At 72.9% G+C, this 20680-nt stretch carries 23 protein-coding genes; 21 read left to right on the top strand and 2 right to left on the bottom strand.

From position 1 onward, the window contains the following. Positions 1-32: 32 nt before the first annotated feature. The 8 genes from mihF to DSM104329_RS15800 are packed head-to-tail and all read left to right on the top strand — an operon-like array spanning position 33 to position 7193. Positions 33-377 carry an integration host factor, actinobacterial type gene (mihF, locus tag DSM104329_RS15835; RefSeq protein ID WP_259310814.1) on the top strand — a complete coding sequence of 115 codons (345 nt, stop codon included), beginning with the start codon at positions 33-35 and terminating at the stop codon, positions 375-377. Next, complete coding sequence (gmk, locus tag DSM104329_RS15830; RefSeq protein ID WP_407655844.1) at positions 296-958, top strand: guanylate kinase; 663 nt, start codon at positions 296-298, stop codon at positions 956-958. The genes mihF and gmk overlap by 82 nt, the downstream gene beginning before the upstream one ends. Continuing rightward, the gene (rpoZ, locus tag DSM104329_RS15825; protein ID WP_259310813.1) at positions 955-1182 is read left to right on the top strand and encodes a DNA-directed RNA polymerase subunit omega; all 228 of its coding nucleotides are present in this window, start codon (positions 955-957) and stop codon (positions 1180-1182) included. The genes gmk and rpoZ overlap by 4 nt, the downstream gene beginning before the upstream one ends. A 28-nt stretch (positions 1183-1210) precedes the next feature. Further along, positions 1211-2506: a bifunctional phosphopantothenoylcysteine decarboxylase/phosphopantothenate--cysteine ligase CoaBC gene (gene coaBC / locus DSM104329_RS15820; protein WP_259310812.1), complete on the top strand. Its 1296-nt coding sequence runs from the start codon at positions 1211-1213 to the stop codon at positions 2504-2506. Continuing rightward, positions 2503-3462 carry an AAA family ATPase gene (locus tag DSM104329_RS15815; RefSeq protein WP_259310811.1) on the top strand — a complete coding sequence of 320 codons (960 nt, stop codon included), beginning with the start codon at positions 2503-2505 and terminating at the stop codon, positions 3460-3462. The genes coaBC and DSM104329_RS15815 overlap by 4 nt, the downstream gene beginning before the upstream one ends. A 12-nt stretch (positions 3463-3474) precedes the next feature. Then, positions 3475-4587 carry a DUF58 domain-containing protein gene (locus DSM104329_RS15810; RefSeq protein ID WP_259310810.1) on the top strand — a complete coding sequence of 371 codons (1113 nt, stop codon included), beginning with the start codon at positions 3475-3477 and terminating at the stop codon, positions 4585-4587. Positions 4588-4619: 32 nt separating this feature from the next. Next, on the top strand, positions 4620-6815 hold the full coding sequence (locus DSM104329_RS15805) for a transglutaminase family protein (RefSeq protein ID WP_259310809.1): 2196 nt from the start codon (positions 4620-4622) through the stop codon (positions 6813-6815). 6 nt (positions 6816-6821) lie between these two features. Continuing rightward, positions 6822-7193 (top strand): tetratricopeptide repeat protein, encoded by a 372-nt coding sequence (locus DSM104329_RS15800; RefSeq protein ID WP_259310808.1) that lies wholly within the window; start codon positions 6822-6824, stop codon positions 7191-7193. Positions 7194-7295: 102 nt separating this feature from the next. Here DSM104329_RS15800 and DSM104329_RS15795 read toward each other — a convergent pair whose 3' ends face one another. Beyond that, positions 7296-7667 (bottom strand): hypothetical protein, encoded by a 372-nt coding sequence (locus DSM104329_RS15795; RefSeq protein ID WP_259310807.1) that lies wholly within the window; start codon positions 7665-7667, stop codon positions 7296-7298. Between the two features lie 223 nt (positions 7668-7890). Between DSM104329_RS15795 and DSM104329_RS15790 the strand changes: the two genes are divergently transcribed. From DSM104329_RS15790 to DSM104329_RS15765, 7 genes are read left to right on the top strand one after another with little or no spacing between them, the layout of a single operon-like run. Further along, a complete protein-coding gene (locus tag DSM104329_RS15790; protein WP_259310806.1) occupies positions 7891-8304 on the top strand; it encodes a ribosome maturation factor RimP in 414 nt (137 codons plus the stop codon). A gap of 5 nt (positions 8305-8309) precedes the next feature. Then, the gene (nusA, locus tag DSM104329_RS15785) at positions 8310-9848 is read left to right on the top strand and encodes a transcription termination factor NusA (protein ID WP_259310805.1); all 1539 of its coding nucleotides are present in this window, start codon (positions 8310-8312) and stop codon (positions 9846-9848) included. Next, complete coding sequence (locus DSM104329_RS29140) at positions 9812-10084, top strand: YlxR family protein (protein WP_407655924.1); 273 nt, start codon at positions 9812-9814, stop codon at positions 10082-10084. Before nusA ends, DSM104329_RS29140 begins: the two co-directional genes overlap by 37 nt. A 3-nt stretch (positions 10085-10087) precedes the next feature. Continuing rightward, positions 10088-12538 carry a translation initiation factor IF-2 gene (infB, locus tag DSM104329_RS15780; protein WP_259310804.1) on the top strand — a complete coding sequence of 817 codons (2451 nt, stop codon included), beginning with the start codon at positions 10088-10090 and terminating at the stop codon, positions 12536-12538. 25 nt (positions 12539-12563) lie between these two features. Next, on the top strand, positions 12564-12866 hold the full coding sequence (locus tag DSM104329_RS15775) for a DUF503 domain-containing protein (RefSeq protein WP_259310803.1): 303 nt from the start codon (positions 12564-12566) through the stop codon (positions 12864-12866). After that, positions 12863-13240 (top strand): 30S ribosome-binding factor RbfA, encoded by a 378-nt coding sequence (gene rbfA, locus DSM104329_RS15770; RefSeq protein ID WP_326924439.1) that lies wholly within the window; start codon positions 12863-12865, stop codon positions 13238-13240. Before DSM104329_RS15775 ends, rbfA begins: the two co-directional genes overlap by 4 nt. Continuing rightward, positions 13237-14223, top strand: a complete 987-nt coding sequence (locus DSM104329_RS15765; protein WP_259310801.1) for a DHH family phosphoesterase — start codon at positions 13237-13239, stop codon at positions 14221-14223. The genes rbfA and DSM104329_RS15765 overlap by 4 nt, the downstream gene beginning before the upstream one ends. 245 nt (positions 14224-14468) lie before the next feature. Here DSM104329_RS15765 and DSM104329_RS15760 read toward each other — a convergent pair whose 3' ends face one another. Then, the gene (locus DSM104329_RS15760; RefSeq protein ID WP_259310800.1) at positions 14469-15113 is read right to left on the bottom strand and encodes a transglutaminase-like domain-containing protein; all 645 of its coding nucleotides are present in this window, start codon (positions 15111-15113) and stop codon (positions 14469-14471) included. Positions 15114-15174: 61 nt separating this feature from the next. Between DSM104329_RS15760 and truB the strand changes: the two genes are divergently transcribed. From truB to DSM104329_RS15730, 6 genes are all read left to right on the top strand, one after another. Continuing rightward, complete coding sequence (gene truB, locus DSM104329_RS15755; protein ID WP_259310799.1) at positions 15175-15984, top strand: tRNA pseudouridine(55) synthase TruB; 810 nt, start codon at positions 15175-15177, stop codon at positions 15982-15984. Further along, positions 15981-16886 (top strand): bifunctional riboflavin kinase/FAD synthetase, encoded by a 906-nt coding sequence (locus DSM104329_RS15750; RefSeq protein WP_259310798.1) that lies wholly within the window; start codon positions 15981-15983, stop codon positions 16884-16886. The genes truB and DSM104329_RS15750 overlap by 4 nt, the downstream gene beginning before the upstream one ends. Beyond that, on the top strand, positions 16883-17152 hold the full coding sequence (gene rpsO / locus DSM104329_RS15745) for a 30S ribosomal protein S15 (RefSeq protein ID WP_259310797.1): 270 nt from the start codon (positions 16883-16885) through the stop codon (positions 17150-17152). Before DSM104329_RS15750 ends, rpsO begins: the two co-directional genes overlap by 4 nt. A 52-nt stretch (positions 17153-17204) precedes the next feature. After that, on the top strand, positions 17205-17666 hold the full coding sequence (locus tag DSM104329_RS15740) for a redoxin domain-containing protein (protein WP_259310796.1): 462 nt from the start codon (positions 17205-17207) through the stop codon (positions 17664-17666). Positions 17667-17817: 151 nt separating this feature from the next. Further along, positions 17818-18363 (top strand): DsbA family protein, encoded by a 546-nt coding sequence (locus tag DSM104329_RS15735; protein WP_259310795.1) that lies wholly within the window; start codon positions 17818-17820, stop codon positions 18361-18363. Then, positions 18350-20638, top strand: coding sequence for a polyribonucleotide nucleotidyltransferase (locus tag DSM104329_RS15730; protein WP_259310794.1), 2289 nt, complete (start codon positions 18350-18352; stop codon positions 20636-20638). Before DSM104329_RS15735 ends, DSM104329_RS15730 begins: the two co-directional genes overlap by 14 nt. Positions 20639-20680 lie beyond the last annotated feature (42 nt).

The raw sequence follows: 20680 nt of genomic DNA, 5'->3' as shown, positions 1-20680 counted from the left end.
TCGCCCGTCCGGGCTATGTAGACTCGCCGCCCATGCCGACGGCCCCGACGAACACCGCCACGAAGCCCTCGGCGGCTCCGGAGCGCTCGCTGGTCCAGCGGATGGAGGCGCTCCAACGGGCGAACGAGATCCGCACCCGCCGCGCCGAGCTCAAGCGCAACCTGCGCGCGGGGCGCGAGTCCATTCACCAGCTGCTGCTCGACCCGCCCGACTGGGTGGAGACCGCGAAGGTCTTCGACATGCTTCTCGCGGTGCCGAAGTACGGTCGCGTGAAGGTCAACAAGATCCTGCAGCAGTGTCGGATCTCGCCGTCGAAGACGATCGGCGGCCTCTCGGAGCGCCAGCGCTCCGAGCTGGTCGGCATGCTCCGGCGCTGACCGCCGTCTTCGTCATCACGGGCCCGTCGGGGGTGGGCAAGGGCACGCTGATCCGGGCGCTGCTCGAGCGGGTTCCCGAGCTCGAGCTCGCCGTCAGCGCGACGACCCGCCGGCCGCGGGCCGGCGAGACGCAGGACGTCGACTACCACTTCCTCTCCGACGCGGAGTTCGAGCGGCGCGTGCAGGCGGGCGGGTTCGTCGAGTGGGCCGAGTACTCGGGGCGCCGCTACGGGACGCTGCGCTCCGAGCTCGACGACCGCCTGCGCAGCGGCCGGCCGGTCGTGCTCGAGATCGAGCTGCAGGGCGCGCGGCAGGTCCGCCAGACGGTGCCCGCCGCGGTGCAGGTCTTCATCGCCCCGCCGACGCTCGAGACGCTGCGGCTGCGGCTCGTCGGGCGGGGCACCGACAGCCCGGAGGACGTCGAGCGGCGGCTGCAGACGGCGGCCGACGAACTGGCCGCGCAGGAGGAGTTCGCCTACGTGGTCGTCAACGATCGCCTGGAGGAGGCGGTGGGGCGCCTGGAGGCCATCGTGCGCGAGAACCTGTCCGCGGGACCCGCGGGTACTACCCTGTCCTCATGATCAACCCTCGCATCGATCGGCTGCTCGACAACGTCGACTCGAACTACGCCTCCGTGATCGTGGCAGCCAAGCGCGCGCGCCAGATCAACTCCTACTACCACAACCTCGGCGAGGGCACGTTCGACGAGTTCCCGCCGCCGATGGTCGAGACCGCGTCGAAGAACTACCTGACGATCGCCCTCGAAGAGGTCGCCGAGGGAAAGCTGAAGTACAGCTACCGGTAGGGCGCAGGAGACCGGGGGAGACGGAACGGTGGCCCGGGTCCTGCTCGGGGTCAGCGGCGGGATCGCCGCGTACAAGGCGCTCGAGCTCATCCGGTTGGCCACGGCGGCCGGGCACGCCGTACGCGTGGTGCAGACCCCGACGAGCCGGCGGTTCGTCGGTGAGGCGTCGTTCGCCGCGCTGAGCGGCGCGCCGGTGCTCACCGACGAGTTCGAGCGCGACCCGGCGCGCGGCGCCTTCCCGGACCAGGCCCCGCCCGCGCACGACCCGCTCTCGCACCTCGAGCTCGTCCGCAACGCCGACGCCTACCTCATCGCGCCGGCGTCCGCGAACACCATCGCCAAGCTCGCCGGCGGGCTGGCCGACAACCTCCTCACGAGCGCGGCGCTCGCCGCCCGCTGCCCGCTCGTCGTGGCCCCGGCGATGAACGATGCGATGTGGGAGCACGCCGCCACGGCGGCCAACGTCGCGACGCTGCGCGAGCGCGGCGTCACGGTGCTCGAGCCCGGCGTGGGGCGCCTGGCCTCCAAGGGCGAGACGGGCGCGGGGCGCCTGCCCGAGCCGGCCGAGCTGCTGGCCGCCGTCGAGTCGGTTCTCGTGGGCGAGCGGTCCGCCGGCGGCCGCGCCGGCTGGAAGGGCCTGCGCGTGCTCGTCTCCGCGGGCGGCACCCGGGAGCCGATCGACGCGGTGCGCTTCGTCGGCAACCGCTCGTCGGGGCGCATGGGCTTCGCCCTGGCCGACGCCGCGGCGCGCCGCGGCGCGCAGGTGACGGTCGTCGCCGCCAACGTCGGACTTCCCGCCGGCTCCGGCGTCGAGGTCGTCGCGGTGGAGACCGCGGCCCAGCTGCAGGCCGCGTGCGACGCGCACTTCGACGCGTGCGACGTGCTGCTCATGGCCGCGGCCGTCGCCGACTTCCGCCCCGCCGAGGCGGCGGCGCACAAGCTCAAGAAGGACGACATGGGCGACGCGCTCACCATCACGATGCAGCGCACCCCCGACGTCCTCACGGGGCTGGCCGCGCGCCGGCGCCCCGGCCAGACCCTCGTCGGCTTCGCCGCCGAGACCGGCGAGCACGCCGTCGACTACGGCCGGCGCAAGCTCACCGCCAAGGGGCTCGACGCGGTCGTCGTCAACGACGTCGGGAAGCCTGGGGCCGGGTTCGACGTCCCGACCAACGAGGTGACCATCGTCACGACATCCGGCGAGCGCCACGTCGCGCTGGCCTCGAAGGGCGAGATCGCGGAGGCGGTGCTCGACACGGTGGACGCGGTGCGGGCCGCCGCGCCCGCGCCGGCGTCCGCTGCCGTCGGCGGGGGCGCGCGGTGAGCGTCGCCGAGGCGATCGAGCCGGGCGGGCTCGACGAGGCCGCGGCCGCCCTGCGCCGGGTCGCGGCCAACATCCGGACCGCCGTCGTGGTCCGCGACGAGGTCGTCGAGGCCGTCCTCATCGCGCTGGCCGCCGAGGGCCATGTCCTGGTCGAGGACCTGCCGGGCGTCGGCAAGACGACGCTCGCCCGGGCCCTGGCCCGCTCGCTCTCGGTCACCTTCGCCCGGGTGCAGGGCACCGCCGACCTCCTGCCGGCCGACCTCGTCGGCACGAACGTCTACAACCAGCGCGAGGCCCGCTTCGAGTTCCGGCCCGGCCCGATCTTCGCGAACATCGTCCTCGTCGACGAGATCAACCGCGCGTCGCCGAAGACCCAGTCGGGCCTGCTCGAGTGCATGCAGGAGCGCCACGTCACGGTCGACCTGCACACGCACCCGCTGTCGCTGCCGTTCCTCGTGCTCGCGACGCAGAACCCGATCGAGTTCGAGGGCACCTACCCGCTGCCGGAGGCGCAGGTCGACCGCTTCATGGTCCGCGTCTCGCTCGGCTACCCGTCAACCGCGTCCGAGGTCGCGATGCTCACCGATCACGAGACCGGCGACCCCGTCGACACGCTCCAGCCGGTCGCCACGGCGGACGAGGTGCTCGCCGCGCAGGACGCCGCCCGCCGGGTCCACGCCTCCGACCCGCTGCGCTCCTACATCGTCTCGCTGCTCACGCGCACCCGAGAGGACCGCCGGGTGGAGCTCGGCGCGTCCCCGCGCGCGGGGCTGCTGCTGCTGCGGGCGGCAAAGGCGCGGGCGCTGCTGCACGGCCGCGCGCACGCCCTGCCCGACGACGTCCAGGCGCTCGCGGGGCCGATCCTCGCGCATCGCATCCTCCTCGGCCCCGAGGCGGTGGGAGAGACCGCCGAAGGCGTGATCGCCGACGCGGTCAGCGCCACCCCGGCGCTGTAGCGCCCCGCCCCCATGCGCCTGCGCCGCCAGGACGTTCGCGCGGGAGGGGCGTCAGGCGTGCTCGGGCTCGGGGTCGCGCTGCTCGGCGCGGCGGTCCTCTTCGACGCCGAGTCGCTCTACGTGCCGGGCATCGCGCTGCTCGTCCTCGTGCTCCTGGCGGCCGCGTGGGTGCTGGCGAGCTCGGCCGGCGCGCGGGTGCAGCGGCGCATCGACGCGCGGCGCGTCATGGAGGAGGAGCCGCTGCACGCCCAGCTCGAGGTCCGCGGCGGCCTGCTCGGGCTCATCGGCATCACGCTCGACGAGCCGCTGCTCGGCGAGCCGCGCCGGCTGCCCGCCGCCCGCCACGACGAGCGGCTGCGCGTCTCGGCCCGCTTCTCGCGGCGCGGGCGGCGCGAGCTGGCGCCGTCGGCGCTCATGATCGGCGACCCGCTCGGCCTGCTGGCGGTCCGGCGCGAGGCCGATCAGCCCGCGGCATCCGTGCTCGTCCTGCCGCGCATCGAGCCCGTGAAGATGACGCGCAGCTCCGGGGGCGACGGCACCGGGCTCGGCGGCCGGCACTCCGCCGCCGGCGCGGCCGAGGTGGAGCTCGACGGGCTGCGCCCGGCGCAGCCCGGCGCGCCCGCGACGCGGATCCACTGGCCGGCGCTGGCCCGCGGCCACGGGCTCGTCGAGCGCCGCCTGCTGCCGGAGGCCGACGCCCGGCCGCTCGTGGTGCTCGACCCGCGCGGCGGCGACGGCGAGCTGCTCGACCAGGCGGTGCGCGCCACCGCGTCGCTCGCCGTGCACCTGGCGCGCCACGGCGGCTGCGGGCTGCTGCTGCCCGGTGACCGGCGGCCGACGCCGCTGGACGGCGACCTGCACGGCTGGACGGCGCTGCACGTGCGGTTGGCGCTGCTCGGCGACGACGGCGCGCCCGCGCTCGGAGCGCTCAACGGGCGGCGCGGGCCGGTCGTGCTCGTCGTCGCGCAGGCGCCCGAGCGCGTGCCCCGCGCGCTGATCGCCTCCTCGGCGCCGCGGCGGGTGCTCGTCGTCCCCGGGGCGATGGCCGGCCGGCGCGCGATGTTCACCGTCGCCGGGTGCACGGGCCACGACCTGACGCGGTCGCCGGTCCGGGAGGCGGCGTGACCGCCGGGCGCGAGAGCGACGGTCGTACGGCCGTGCGGCTGCTCGCCCTGGCCGCCCTGCTGATGGTCTGCGTCGTGCGCTGGGACGGGATGCTGATCTTCGAGGCACCGCGCGGGCGCGGCGCCGCGTTCGCCGCCGCGGCCGCCCTCGCGGCGGTGGCGCTGACGTTCACCGCCCGGTCGCGCGACGGCCGTCTGCGCATCGGCGCCGCGCTGCTGGCGGGCGTCGGCCTGCTCGCCGGGGGGCTCCTCGCCGCCGGCGTGCCGCTGTGGATGTTCGACCCGCGCGACTGGGACGAGCTGGCCAGCGGGCTGGGGGAGGGCATCTCGGCGCTGCCCGGAGTGACCGTCCCGTACCGCGGCGTCAACGAGTGGGTGAGGATCGTCATCGCCTGCGGCGGGACGATGCTGGCGATGGTCGCGGTGCTGGCCGCGACGTGGCCGCGGTCGGGTGGGCGCGCGGGATTCCGGGGCTGGTGCCTGTTCGCGCTGGCCGTGCTGTTCGCGATCCCGGCGATCCAGCGCTCGGGCGCGCACCCGTGGGTGGCGGGGGCGCTCTTCGCCCTGCCGCTCTGTCTCTTCGTCCTCGCCGACCGCCTGCCGCTGCGGCTCGCGCTGCCCGGCGCCGCGGTGGTGCTCGCCGCGGTGGGGGGCGGCATGCTCGTCGCGCCCGCGCTCGACGGCGACGGGCCGGTCGTCGACGTGCAGCAGATCGCCTCCGCGCTGCAGCCCGACGAGCCCGACCGCTTCGACTGGACCCACGGCTACGGCCCGCTGGACTGGCCGCGCGACGGGCGCATCCTGCTCCGGGTCAAGGCGCAGCGCCCCGCGTACTGGAAGGCGGACGACCTCGAGTTCTTCGACGGTGTGCGGTGGCGGTCGGAGCCGGGCGCGAATCCGCTGACGCCGATCGCGGAGGGGGCGCCGGAGCACCCGCGCTGGCGTCAGGACGTGCGCGTGACGGTCGCCGGCATGCAGACGCGCCAGTTCATCGCGCCGGGGGAGACGCTGTCGATCTCGCGCGCTCCGGCCCGGCCGGTCAACACGCGCGCCGGCGGCTTCACGGTGGCGATGAACCACGACGACCTCTCCACCGGCGACGCGTACCTCGCCGAGTCCTACGTCCCGCGGCCGAGCGACCAGCAGCTGCGCGCCGCGCCGGCCGACTACCCCGGCTACCTGGGCGACGAGACGACGATCTTCGCGCCGCCCGACGGCTCGAACGGCCGCATCCTCATCCACTTCCAGCCGTTCGGCACGGGGCTGGCGCCGATCGCCACCGGGCCGGGGACCGGCGAGGACGAGGCGGTCGCCGTGCTGCAGCGCACGGGCTACGGCGCGGTCTACGCCCTCAGCCGGCGGCTCGCCTCCGAGTCGAGCACGCCGTACGAGTACGTGCAGCGGGTCGAGGACTACCTCAACGGCTCCCAGTTCGTCTACGAGGAGAACGTGCGCGACTCGCGCCTGCCGCTCGCCGACTTCCTCCTGCGCACCCACGCCGGCTACTGCCAGCACTACTCCGGCGCGATGGCGCTGCTGCTGCGGATGGGCGGGGTGCCGGCGCGGGTGAGCGCGGGCTTCACCCCCGGCCAGCTGGACTCGAAGTCCGGCGAGTACGTCGTCCGCGACCTCGATGCGCACTCGTGGGTCGAGGTGTGGTTCGTGCATCTCGGCTGGGTGACCTTCGATCCGACGCCGGCCGACGCGCCGGCGCGCAGCCAGGAGAGCGGCGGGGCGGCGGCAGACATCGGCGGCGTCCCGCGCGGCCCGGAGCCGCGCGGCGGGATCGGCGCGGATCTCGGGCCGGGCGGCGGCACCCCCACGGACCTCGGCTCGGGATCCGGTGGGACGGACCCGGCGCCGTTCATCGCCGTCGGGATCGCCGCCGTGCTGCTGGCCGGCGGGGGCGGCTGGCTGGTCGCCCGCCGTCGGCGCCGCGCACAGCTGGCGGGACCGCCGTTCGAGATCGCCGAGCTCGAGCGCGCGCTGCGGCGCACGGGGCGGACGATCGCGCCGGGCACGACGCTGCTCGCGCTCGAGCAGCGGTTCCGGGGCAGCCCGGGCGCGCGCGCGTACGTGCGGGCGCTGGGGGACCGGCGCTACGCGGCTCGCGCCGACGGGCCGACGCGCGAGCAGCGGCGCGCGCTGCGGCGGGCGCTGGCCGCGGGCATGGGCCCGCTGGCGCGGCTGCGGGCGCTCTGGGCGCTGCCGCCGCGCGGCCTACACTGAGCCGAGTTGCCTGACCCCGACAACGTCTACGACCTCTACCAGCGCGGAACGCAGCTGCTCGAGGACGGCGACTTCCACGCGGCCGCCGTTCCGCTGTCGCGCGCCCGGGATCTGGAGCCGGACAAGGCGTCGATCCGCGAGGCCCTGGGCCGCGCCCTGTTTCACTGCGCGCGCTACGAGGCCGCGGCCGCGGAGTTCGAGGCCGTCGTCGACCAGGCGCCCACGAACGACTTCGCGCTGTTCTGCCTCGGCCGGTCGCTGCAGCAGCTCGGCCGCCACCGCGAGGCGCGCCGGCCGCTGGCGCTCGCCGCGCAGCTGCGACCGGAGCGGCCGGACTACCGGCGCTACCGCGACCAGGCGCGGCGGCGGGCGGCCTGAGGGCGCGCCGCCGGGGTTCGCCGAGCGTCGAGTCTCTGTGCCCCAGGCGAAGAAACTCGACGCTCGATGATGGAGGGCGTGCGCCGCGACGCCGCTACGCCGCTACGCCGCGAGCCGCCGCAGGTCCGCCGCCGCGCTGACCACCAGCCCGAGCAGCCGGTCGAGCTCGCTCTCCGTCACCGCGGCCTCCGGGAGGTCGCCCACCACCCACACCGCGCCGGCCCCCGTGTGGGCGTAGCGGACGATCGCCAGCGAGCGGTTGCGGAAGAGCACCTCGTGGTCGTCGACCCGGCCCGGCCCGACCACCTCGGCCTGCGCGCGAAGCAGCGGCGGGCGGGTTCGGGTGAGCTTGAGGCCGACGTGCAACGGCCAGCCCGCGACGTCGACGATGCTGAGTCCCCACTCGCCGGGCGCCACCCGCCGGGAGCTCGCTTCGAGGCCGGCGAGGTAGTCGTCGATCAGGTCTGAGGGCATGCGGCAGGATCCTGGCACGTACGGCCTGAAGCGCTGGGGGCGCCGACACCGGGCCACCACGTGCAAGGTGGGTTGGCCGCCTCTGCCGGTGGGAGGCGGGCCCCGGTGAGTGCTACGCTCATCCCACAGCTTTCGTTGCCGGCCTTCGAGGCCGGAGCAGGACCGGAAGTGGGCGATCGCCCGCTTTTTTTGTTTGTCGGACCGGAAGAAGGGAGGGAGAGCGGTGCATCCGATTCAGCAGCAGATCGAGACGCGTCTGGCCGAGTCCGCGCCGGATGTCGAGGTGCTGCTCGCAGAGGTCTCCGGTGAGACCGTGCGGCTCTTCATCGACCATCCCGACGGCGTCACGCTCGAGCTGTGTGAGCGCGTCACCCTCCTCCTGCCCGAGGTGCGCGAGAGCCACGCGCTCGAGGTGTCCAGCCCCGGCCGTCAGCGCCCGCTCTCCAAGCCCGATCACTTCCGCCGCTTCCTGGGCCGCCGTGCCCGGGTCCGTACGCGTGAGCCGCGAGACGGCCACAAGACCTTCACCGGTGAGCTCGTCGGTGCCTCCGAGCAGGAGGTGACGATCGCCGCCGCCACGGGCGTGGTGGCGATCCCGTACGACGACATCAGCCGTTCGAACCTCGTCGAGGAGTAGCCACCATGTCCCGAGAAGTCGTTGAGGCCATGACGGTGCTCGCACGCGAGAAGGGCATCTCCACCGAGAAGCTCATGTTCGCGCTGCAGGACGCCCTGCTGGCCGCCTACAAGAAGCAGCCGGGCTCGGCGAAGTACGCGCGGGTGGAGCTCGACTCCGAGACCGCGGACTTCCGCGTCATCGAGCTGATCATCCCGGAGCGCCTCGAGGCGCAGCTGATCGTCGAGACGATCGACGAGGGCACGACCATCGACCCCGAGACGGGGGAGATGCGCGAGCCCGAGGACCCCGAGATCGACCCGGTCAAGTTCGAGCAGTACAAGGACCAGATCGACGAGCGCGACGTCACGCCCGACGACTTCGGCCGCATCGCCGCCCAGACCGCCAAGCAGGTCATCCTGCAGCGCATCCGCGAGGCGGAGCGCGACATGATGTACGAGGAGTACCGCGACCGCGTCGGCGAGCTGATCACCGGCATCGTCCAGCAGAAGGACGCGCGCTACACCCTCATCCAGCTGCGCGAGCGCGTCGAGGCGCTGCTGCCCAAGAGCGAGCAGGTCGAGGGCGAGCGCTACGAGCACAACCAGCGGGTCAAGGCGGTCATCAAGGAGGTCTCGCCCTCCACGAAGGGGCCGAGCATCATCGTCTCGCGCCGCGACCCCGAGCTCATCAAGCAGCTCTTCGAGCTCGAGGTCCCCGAGATCGCCGACGGCCTCGTCGAGATCGAGAACGTCGCGCGCGAGCCCGGCTACCGCTCGAAGATCGCCGTGGTCTCGCATGCCGACGGCGTCGATCCCGTCGGCGCGTGCGTGGGCCCGCGCGGCTCGCGCGTGCGCATGGTCGTCTCCGAGCTGCGTGGCGAGAAGATCGACATCATCCCCTACAACGACGAGCCCGCCCGGTTCGTCGCCAAGGCCCTGAGCCCGGCCCGGGTGCGCGAGGTGCTCGTCGACGACGAGGCCAAGCAGGCGACCGTCATCGTCCCCGACGACCAGCTGTCGCTGGCGATCGGGCGCGAGGGCCAGAACGCCCGGCTCGCCGCCCGCCTCACCGGCTGGCGGATCGACATCAAGTCCGAGACCGAGTTCGCCACCGAGGACCGCGGCGGCGGCGAGGACGGCGAGGAGGGCCTGGACGGGCGCTGCCACGCGATCCTCGCCAACGGGCGCCGCTGCCCGAACGCGGCGCTGCCGAGCTCGCGCTACTGCGGCCTCTTCGCCCACCAGGCGCTCGTCGACTACGACACCGACGACGTGACCGTCCTCACGGCCGACGACGAGGACGAGAGCGGCGAGCTCCACGACCTCGACGTCTCGGGCGAGGTCGAGGTCGAAGCCGTCGAGGAGGCGTCCGAGGAGGACGCCGGCGCCGAGGCGGCCGACGCCGAGGAGGCGCTGCTCGACGAGGAGGTCGCGCTGGCCGAGGACGCGGCGGCCGAGGGTCCTGGCGACGCCGGGGAGCCGCAGGCCGCCCCCGTCCCGTCCGACGGTCTCGAGCCCGCGCCCGAATCGGCCGAGCCGACCGGCGAGGCGGAGGGATCCTGACGGCGCCGGTCCGCCGCTGCGCGGGGTGCGGCGAGCGAGCCCCGCAACGGGACCTCCTGCGCCTGGCCCTGGTCGAGGGCCGCGCCGTCTTCGACCGCGACCGGCGCCTCGGTGGACGCGGCGCCTACGTCCATCCCGACCCCGCCTGCCTCGAGCGGGCGTCCCGCCGCGGAGGCTTCGCAAGGGCCTTCCGCGCCCGAGTGACGTCCGCGCCCCAAGCACTAGACTCGGATTAGCCAATGGCAAAGAAGCGCATCGCCGACATCGCCGACACGCACGGCCTCAACGCCAAGGAGCTCGCCAAGCAGCTCCAGGAGGCCGGCTTCAGCGTGCCGTCGCCCAACTCCACGATCGACGAGAAGCTCGCGTTGAGCGTCGTCAAGGCCAACCAGCCGACGAACGGTGCCTCGCATCCGCAGCGCATCGGCGACCTGCCGCCCGAGCAGCGCCGCCAGCGCCCGGCCGACGGCCGTCAGGGCGGCGGTCAGCAGCGGCAGGGCGGCGGCGGTGGCGGCCAGCGTCAGGGCGGCGGTCCCGGCGGTGCCCGCGGCGGCCGGCCTCAGGGGCAGGGTCCCGGCGGCCGGCCTCAGGGGCAGGGCCCCGGCGCACGCCCGCAGGGCGCCGGCGCCGGTCCGCGGCCGGCCGGTGCCTCCGGCGGTGGCGCCGGTGCAGGCGGCTCGCGTTCGGCGCGCCCGACGCGCGACGACCAGCGCACCGGCGAGCGCGCCCCGGCCCAGGCGGGCGGACGGCGTCGCGTCGTCATCGACTCCCAGGCCGCGCGCCGCGGCCCCGGCGGCGGAGGCCCCGGGGGCGGTCCCGGCGGCGGCCCGCAGGGCCCGCCGCGGCGTCCCCCGCGCGGTCGCGGCCGTCGCCGTCGCGGCACCTACGACGACACGATCGCCCCGCTCGACGTCCAGGCGCAGTCCGCGACCGACAAGGTCAAGGTCAATTCCGGCTCGACGGTCAAGGACGTCGCCGAGTACCTCGGCGTCCCGATCCCCGAGATCATCAAGAAGCTCATGACCCTGGGCGAGATGGCCACGCTCACGCAGACGCTGGCCGACGAGGCGATCCAGGTCATCGCGGACGAGTTCGACAAGGAGATCGAGATCGTTCACGCCGCCGACGACGTGGACATCGAGCCGACGTACGACGACGCGGCCGAGGACCTCGTCGAGCGCCCGCCGGTCGTCACGATCATGGGCCACGTCGACCACGGCAAGACGTCGCTGCTGGACGCGGTGCGCGAGACCGAGGTGACCGCGGGCGAGGCCGGCGGCATCACCCAGCACATCGGCGCCTACCAGGTCCACCACAACGGCAAGGCGATCACCTTCCTCGACACGCCGGGCCACCAGGCGTTCACCGCCATGCGCGCCCGCGGTGCGAAGGTGACCGACATCGTCGTGCTCGTCGTCGCCGCCGACGACGGCGTCAAGCCGCAGACCGAGGAGGCCATCGACCACGCGCGCGCCGCCGACGTGCCGATCGTCGTCGCGGTCAACAAGATCGACAAGGAGGGCGCGGACCCGACCCGGGTGCGCACCGAGCTCACGCAGCGCGACCTCCAGCCGGCCGAGTGGGGCGGCGAGATCGAGTACGTCGACGTCTCCGCCAAGACGAAGCAGAACCTCGAGGACCTGCTGGAGACGATCCAGGTCGTCGCCGACCTCGAGGAGCTCAAGGCCAACCCGAACGTCGAGGCGTCCGGGCACGTCATCGAGTCCAAGCTCGATCCCGGCCGCGGCCCCGTCGTCACCCTGCTCATCGACCGCGGCACGCTGAAGATCGGCGACGCGGTGGTTGCGGGCGCCGATTGGGGCAAGGTGCGCGCGCTCGTCGACTACAAGGGCGACCGCGTCAAGGAGGCCCACCCCGGCGATCCCGTCGAGGTCCTCGGCTTCGACGGCGTCCCCGAGGCCGGCGAGTTCTTCCACGTCGTCGAGAGCGACAAGCGCGCCCGCGTCCTGGCGGCCGAACGCGCCAACCGCCTGAAGACCGAGTCGATCGCCCGGCGCTCCGGCCGCAAGGTGTCGCTGGAGGACGTCTTCACCCGCGCGAAGTCCGGCACGTCGAAGGAGCTCAACCTCGTCGTCAAGGCCGACGTGGCCGGCTCGCTGGAGGCCATCGAGGACGAGATCGCCAAGCTGCCGCAGACCGAGGTCTTCGCCCAGGTCATCCATCGCGGCGTCGGCGGGATCAACGAGTCCGACATCATGCTCGCCGCCGCGTCCGACGCGGTCGTGCTCGGCTTCAACGTGCGCCCGGTCGGCGACGCGGCGGCCATCGCCGATCGCGAGGGCGTGGAGATCCGTACGTACTCGGTGATCTACCGCGCCATCGAGGAGCTGCGCGCGGCGATGGAGGGCATGCTCGAGCCGGAGGAGGTCGAGGAGTCCCTCGGCCGCGCCGAGGTGCGCCAGACGTTCCGCGCATCGCGGATCGGCGTCATCGCTGGCTCCTACGTGACGGAGGGCATGATCCGCCGCGGGGCCAAGTGCCGCCTCGTCCGCGACGGCACGGTGGTCTACGACGGCGAGATCGAGTCGCTGCGCCGCTTCCAGGAGGACGTACGCGAGGTCCAGACCGGGTTCGAGTGCGGCATCGTGCTGCGCAACTTCCAGGACGTCAAGGAGGGAGACGTCCTGGAGGCCTACGAGACGAAGCGGGTCGAGCGCGAGCTGACGTGATGCCCGCGCCGGTCCGGGTGCCGGCGTGACGGCCTACGTCGCGCTGCTGCTGGTCGACCTGCACTTCCCGGTCGCGGGCTCGCTGAAGGCCAAGCGCAAGGAGCTGCAGTCCGTCAAGGCGCAGCTCCACGGGCGCCTCGGCGCCGCCGTCGCCGAGATCGACCATCACGACGTGTGGCAGCGCTCGCAGCTCTCGGTGGTCCTGACGAGCGGCTCGATGGGTCAGCTCGAGCGGCACGCGGACACCGTGGAACGTTGGCTGATCGACCGTTATCCAGATGATGTGCGCGTTCAGAGAATCTTCACGTCGGACGAGGACATAGGATGAGTACCGACCGCATGCGTCGGGTCGACGAGGCTGTGCGCCAAGTCGTCAGCGACGCTGTTGCACAAGATCTCAAGGACCCACGCGTTGGGTTCGTCACCGTGACCGACGTCAAGACCAGTCCCGACCTTCGCCGCGCGCGTGTCTACGTGAGCGTCCTCGGCGACCGCCGAACGCGCGAGGCCTCCATCGCGGGCCTCGACTCGGCGCACGGCTTCCTGCAGCGGCGCGTCGCGTCCGAGCTGCGGCTGAAGCACACGCCGGAGCTCGAGTTCCTCCTCGACGAGACGACGGAACGGGCGTTCAAGCTGGAGCGGATCATCAAGCGCGAGCTGTCGGACGACGTCGAGGCCGGCGGGGACGCAGGCCGCGAATGAGCGTCCAGGCGGCCACGACGTCGCGGCAGCGCATGCTCGCCGAGCTGCGCTCCGGCGACCAGTTCCTGCTCGTCACGCACGAGAACCCCGACGGCGACGCGCTCGGCTCGCTGGTCGCGATGCACGGCGTCCTGACGACGCTCGGCAAGGACGTCCTGATGTTCCTCTCGCCCCAGGACTTCCCGCTGCCGTACGAGTACCGGTTCTTCCGCTTCGACGACCTCGTGACGGCGCCGCCGCCTGACCTCCTGGCGCGCACCGTCGTCTTCCTCGACTGCGGCAACATCGATCGCAGCCCGATCGACCCGGCCGGGGCCAACGTGCTCAACCTCGACCACCACCACGACAACACCCGCTTCGGTTCGGTCAACCACGTCGTCGACGACGCGTCGTGCACGGCGGAGATCGTGTGGGACATGATGGGCGCGCTCGGCGTGCCCGCCACCCGGGAGATCGCCGACGCCCTGTACGTCGGGCTCGTCACGGACACCGGCCGCTTCATGTACGAGAACACCGGGCGCACGGCGCACCTCATGGCCGCCGACCTCATCGACCAGGGCGTCGACGTCGAGCGCACGTATCGCCGCCTGTACGAGGGCATGCCGCTGGCCAAGCTCGATCTGCTCGGGCGGGCGCTGACCCGCGTGGCCCGCTACGACGACGGTGCGCTGACCTTCACCCACGTCACGGCCGAGGACTTCCGCGCCACCGGTGCCGAGGAGAGCTACACGGAGGGCATCGTCGACTACCTGCGCTCGGTCGAGGGCACGAAGGTCGCGGTGCTCGTGCGCGAGCGCGAGGGATCGACGCCGGTACGCAAGGCATCGCTGCGCTCGACCGACGGGACCGTCGACGTGAGCGCGATCGCGCGCAGCCAGGGCGGAGGCGGCCACCGCCGCGCGGCCGGCTTCTCGACCGACATGGACATCGACGACATCGTCGCGTTCCTGCGCGGCGCGGTCGCCGACCAGCTCGGCCTCTAGGAGCCTGTTGAGCTTTCCCCGCCGCGCGAGAGAACGCGTCCGCGGCGCCGGATGACGACCGGCCGGCCCGCAAAGGCCACCAGCATTCGCTGGGCCGGCCGGTCGCCCCCGGCATCCACGGTCACGTCCTCTCGCATCGACGGATGAAAGATCAACAGACTCCTAGGGGTGCCGACCACTATCCGCGCGCGTCAGGGTGCGAGGGTTGGCCGCTGTCGCCGGGACGCGGGCCCCGGTGCGACCTCTCAGTTGAGACGGGCGTGCAGCGCCCGCGCCTGGATCTCGTGGCGCACGCTGTCCTCCTCATCGGCCGGCAGCAGCATCCGCAGGTCCGCGGCGCGGATGGCGCGCGTGAGGTCCCCGCGCCGCTCGTAGGAGCCGACGAGGTTGTTGAGCATGCGCGTCGCGATCTCGTGCGGCGTCCAGGGCCGGAGCGCGCCGTAGGCGGGCGCGATGGGCCGCCCGCCGTCGAACGGGTCGATGAGCAGCACCTCGTCGCCGCCGACGTGGCCGCAGACGAAGTGCCCGGTCAGGCCGAAGCCCGCCATCGCGATGCCGGCCCGGCGCGCGACCTCGACGTAGACGACGCTGAGCAGGATCGGCAGGCCGCGGCGGCGCTCGAGCACCAGGTCGAGCATCGAGTTGCGCGGGTCGTCGTAGGCGGCTCGGTCGCCCTGGAAGCCGTCCTCGTGTGCGAGCACGGACACGAGCGCGTGGAGCTCGGCGGCCGCGCCGATGGCCACCGGGTCGATCCGCCCGGCCAGCGCGTCGAGGCGCTCGAGCGCCCGATCCGCGTCGATGGGCCGCATCTCGGCCGCCATGGCGAGGGCGAGCTCGTCCAACGGCGCGTCGGGCGCCGCCGCGAGAACGGAGAACGAGTCGACGGGCACGGGTGCATCTTGCCCGTCCCGGGGACGGCCGATGCCTTCGAGTCGCCACAATGCGCCCGGCATGGACGGAGTGATGCTCATCGACAAGCCCGCGGGCAAGACGTCGCACGACATCGTCGCGGCCGCCCGGCGCCGCTTCGGCCGCGGCGTACGGGTGGGCCACGCCGGGACGCTGGACCCCTTCGCCACGGGCCTGCTGATCGTGCTCGCCGGTCGCGCCACGCGGGCGCAGCGGTTCTTCATGGGCCAGCCGAAGGCCTATGAGACGGTCGCCCGGCTGGGGTGGACGTCGACGACCGGGGACCCCGAGGGCGAGGTCGAGCACACCGGCCGCCTCCCGGACCTCGACCGCCCGCTGCCCACCGGGCGGCTGCGCCAGCGCCCGCCGGCCTACTCCGCCGTCAAGGTCGGCGGCCGGCGCGCCTACGAGCTCGCCCGCGCCGGCACCGAGGTCGAGTTGGCCGAGCGCGAGGTCGAGGTCACCCGCTTCGAGCTGCTGGGACGCGACGGCGACCGCGCGACGTTCGCGATCGAGTGCTCGACCGGCACCTACGTGCGCTCGCTGATCGGCGACCTCGGCGACGCGTACTGCCTTCAGCTGCGGCGCACGGCGATCGGGCCCTTCCGGATCGAGGACGCCGACCCCGAGCGGGTCGTGCCCCTCGGCGACGCGCTTGCGGCGATCCTGCCGGTCGTCGCGGTGGACGGTGAGGCCGCGCGCCGGGCGGCCCACGGCGTGGCCCTGACGGCGCCCTCCGGGGCCCCGCAGGGCCCGGTCGTGGTGCTCGCCGACGGCGACGGCCCGATCGCGGTCGCCGAACCTCGGGAGGGCGGTGTTCTGAAGCCCATCGTAGGCTTCCGGCCCGGATGAAGATCACCGCTCTCACCGACGCCGAGCCGCGCCCCCGCAAGATCGCGCTGGGCACCTTCGACGGCGTGCACCTCGGCCATCGTGCCGTGATCGAGGGCAGCGACACCGTCGTGACGTTCGAGCCGCATCCGCTGGCGGTCATCGCGCCGCGCAGCGCTCCGCGCCTGCTGACCTCGCTGGAGCGCAAGGCGCAGCTCGTGTCGGAGCTCGGCGTCGAGGAGCTCGTCGTCGTGACGTTCGACGACGAGCTCGCGTCGGTCGAGGCCGAGCAGTTCGTCGACCGCATCCTCGTCGACGCGCTCCAGGCGACGCACGTGAGCGTCGGGGAGAACTTCCGCTTCGGTCACCTCGCCCGCGGCGACGCCGACCTGCTGGCCGCCGACGACCGCTTCGAGACCCGCGTCAGCTCGCTGCTGGAGATCGACGGCGAGATCGTCTCCTCCAGCCACATCCGCGGGCTGATCACCGGCGGCGCCGTCGCCTACGCCGGCCGGCTGCTCGACCGGCCGTTCCGCCACCGCGGCGAGGTCGTCGACGGCGACAAGCGCGGGCGCGAGCTGGGCTTCCCGACCGCGAACCTCGTCCCGCCCGAGGGCTACGTCATCCCCGGCCACGGCGTGTACGCCTGCGTGGCGTGGGTGCCGGGCCTCGAGGACGGCGAGGCGGTCCCGGTGCCGGCCGCCGTGAACATCGGCGTGCGGCCCCAGTTCCAGAGCGGTCGCGGCGAGCTCATCGAGGCGTTTCTCATCGACTGGAGCGGCGATCTGTACGGCGCGGCGCTCGCGCTGGACTTCCACAAGCGCCTGCGCGGCGAGCGCCGGTTCCCCTCCGTCGACGACCTCGTCGCGCAGATGGATCGCGACGTGGAGGCCGCCCTTGCTACCGTGTCGGGCCGCACATGACGCTAACTCTGGAAAACAAGGCCGAGATCGTCGCGAAGTTCGGCGACAACCCGCAGGACACGGGGAACACCCGCGTCCAGGTCGCCCTGCTGACGGCCCGCATCAACGAACTGACGGAGCACCTGCGCGAGCACAAGAAGGATCATCACTCGCGCCGCGGCCTGCTGATGCTCGTCGGCCAGCGCCGGCGGCTGCTCGGCTACCTGCAGAAGAAGGACCTCGAGGGCTACCGCGAGCTCATCCGCGAGCTCGGCCTTCGCCGGTGAGATCCCGCGGGTCGGCCTCCCGGACGGTTCCGGCCCTGCTGGACGCGGCTCGATGACCGAGCTCGTCGTGCCGGGGACGCCGGCGCCGGAGTTCTCCCTCGCCACCGAGGACGGCGACACCTTCACGCAGGAGAGCCTCAAGGGCCAGACGACCGTCCTGGTCTTCTACCCGTTCGCCTTCTCGCCGGTCTGCACCGACCAGCTGCAGATCTACGACGAGGTCGGCGACGAGTTCGCCAAGCGCGACGCCAAGCTCTACGGGGTCTCGACCGACGCGACGTGGTCGCAGACCGCGTTCAAGGAGAAGCTCGGCGTCTCGATCCCGCAGCTGTCGGACTTCGAGCCCAAGGGCGCGACCTCGCGCAAGCTCGGCACGTACTTCGAGCCCGCGGGCATGACGAACCGCGCGATCGTGATCTTCGGCCCCGACGGGGTCGTGCGCTGGAGCTACGTCGCCGACTCGCCGGGCGACCTGCCGGGCGTCAACCTGATCCTGGAAGCGCTCGACTCGTAGCCGCGCCCTCACGGGCATCAGGGCGGCGCCTGAAGCGCAAGCAGGTCACGGCTGCCGCCCCAGCGCGCCCGGCGGGGTCAGGTGGTCAGCGCAGACCGTTACGCCGGGGGCGGGGCCCGCCGAGCGGCGACGCGGGAAGATGTACGGGCCCATGATCGATCAGGACGAGCACGACGACGATCACGCCCGTGGCCCTTCGGACGCCCCGCTCGTGATCGTCTATGCGGACTTCACGTGCCCGTTCTGCGCCGTCGCGCACGAGCGCCTGTCCGACCGGCACGTGCGCCGCGTCTTCCGCCACCTGGCGCTGAAGGCCAAGCACCCCCGCGCCGTGCCGGTCGCCCGCGCGTCGGAGGCGGCCGCGCTGCAGGGCGCGTTCTGGGCGTTCCACGACGCCGTCTACGCCGACCAGAGCCGCATCGAGGACCCGCACCTGTGGGCGCTGGTGGAGCGGCTCGGGCTCGACCTCGACCGCTTCGAGGCCGACCGCCGCTCGGACGCCGTCGCCGACCGCGTCCGGCGCCAGACGCACGAGGCGGTGCTCGCCGGCGCCATGACCACGCCGACCTTCTTCCGCGAAGGTCGCCCCGACCAAGCCCTCTACAATGACGTGGTTCGGCAAAGAGAAGCAGCAAAGAGGCGGCCCGCTACCGAACGCGGGCCAGAAGAGAGGCAGAACACATATGAGCAGTCCTGACGCCGTCCACCGCGTCTCCGTGGAGATCGCCGGTACCGAGATCTCCTTCGAGACCGGGAAGATGGCCAAGCAGGCTTCGGGCGCAGTCGTCGTCCGCGCCGGCGACACGATGGTGCTGAGCACCGCGACCGCCGGCAACGTCCGTGACGTGGACTTCCTTCCGCTCACGGTCGACGTCGAGGAGCGCATGTACGCCGCGGGCAAGATCCCCGGCTCGTTCTTCAAGCGCGAGGGTCGTGCCGGCGAGAAGGGCACGCTGACCGCGCGCATGATCGACCGTCCGATCCGCCCCCTGTTCCCCAAGGGCTGGCGCTTCGAGACGCAGCTGGTGACGCTGCCGCTGTCGATCGACCACGTGCACCCGTACGACATCCTGGCCATGAACGGCGCGTCCGCCGCGCTGATGGTCTCCAACATCCCGCTGCCCTTCCCGGTCGGCGCGGTGCGCATCGGCAAGGTGGACGGCAACTTCGTCGTCAACCCCGACGAGGCCGACCTGCTCGACAACACCGACCTCGATCTGATCGTGGCCGGTACCGAGGAGGCCATCCTCATGGTCGAGGCGGGCGCCAACGAGGTGCCCGAGGCCGAGATCCTCGACGCGCTGGACATCGCCCATTCGGCGATCAAGAAGCTGTGCGCGGCGCAGCACGAGCTGCGCGACAAGGCCGGCAAGCCGAAGATCGAGTTCGTGGCGCCGCAGATCGACGACGGTCTGTACCAGGCGATCAGGGACTCGCACTACGCGGCACTCGACGCGGCGACGCAGGTCGAGGACAAGCTCGAGCGCCAGGACGCGACCAAGCGCGTCGAGGAGGACGTCCTCACGGCGCACTCCGGCGATCCGGCGTGGGAGGGCTACGCCGAGCAGCGCGCGAAGGTCCAGGCCGCGTTCGACAAGCTCGAGAAACAGATCATCCGCGAGCGCATCGCCGTCCACAAGAAGCGCCCCGACGGCCGCGCCGAGAAGGAGATCCGCCCGATCTCGATCGACGTCGGACTGCTGCCGCGCGCCCACGGCTCGGGCATGTTCACCCGCGGTCAGACGCAGGTGCTCAGTGCCGTCGCGCTCGGCACGCTGAAGGAGGAGATGCGTCTCGACACCCTCGGGCTCGAGACGAAGAAGTACTACTTCCACCACTACAACTTCCCGCCGTTCTCGGTCGGGGAGGCCGGCCGCCTGGGCGGCCCCAAGCGCCGCGACATCGGCCACGGGGCGCTCGCCGAGCGCGCGCTGGTGCCCATGGTGCCGTCGATCGAGGACTTCCCGTACACGATCCGGGTCGTCTCCGACACGCTGGAGTCCAACGGCTCGTCGTCGATGGCCTCGGTGTGCGGCTCCACGCTCGCGCTGATGGATGCGGGCGTGCCGATCAAGCGGCCCGTGGCCGGCATCGCGATGGGCCTGATCAAGGAGGGCGACGACTACATCGTCCTCACCGACATCGCCGGCGTCGAGGACCACCTCGGCGACATGGACTTCAAGGTCGCCGGCACGGAGCGCGGGATCACCGCGCTGCAGATGGACATCAAGATCACGGGCGTCACGTTCGACATCCTGCGCGACGCGCTCACGCAGGCCAACGAGGCGCGGATGACGATCCTCGGCAAGATGCGCGACGTCATCGACATGCCGCGCTCCGAGATGTCGCTGTACGCGCCGCGCATCCAGACGATCCAGGTAGACCCGTCGCAGATCGGCATGATCATCGGCAAGGGCGGCGAGACGATCCGCGGCATGCAGGAGGAGTTCGAGTCCCAGATCGACATCAACGATGACGGTCAGGTGCTCATCTACTCCGCCAACGGCGAGCTCGGGCAGGCGCTGCTGGACCGGATCACGGCCATGACCAAGGAGGTCGAGGTCGGCGACGAGTTCGACGGCAAGGTCGTCAAGACCACGACGTTCGGCGCGTTCGTCGAGCTGACGAAGGGCACCGACGGCCTGCTGCACATCTCGAACGTCAAGCCGGGCGAGCGGGTCGAGACGGTCGAGGACGTCCTCAACCGCGGCGACGAGATCAAGGTCCGCGTGGTCGAGGTCGACCGCGAGCGCGGCCGCATCGGCCTGCGCCTCTCCGAGGACCCGGCCATCGCCGGCAAGTCGGCCGAGGAGCTCGCGGCGATCGGCGCCGGCGGCGGCAACGGCGGAGGCCCGCGGGGCGATCGCGGTCCGCGCGGCGGCGGCGACCGGGGCGACCGGGGCGGGCGCGGCGGCGACCGCGGCTCCGGCCGTCCGCGGCGCGGCAGCAACCGCGACCCCGAGCGGTCGTAGTGCTGCATCCCGAGGGTCGCGGGACGGAGCACGGATGACGCA

It is taken from the genome of Capillimicrobium parvum, from assembly GCF_021172045.1.
In the GTDB taxonomy this organism is placed as follows: Bacteria; Actinomycetota; Thermoleophilia; order Solirubrobacterales; family Solirubrobacteraceae; genus Capillimicrobium; species Capillimicrobium parvum.
This window is presented reverse-complemented; position numbering and strand designations above follow the sequence as displayed.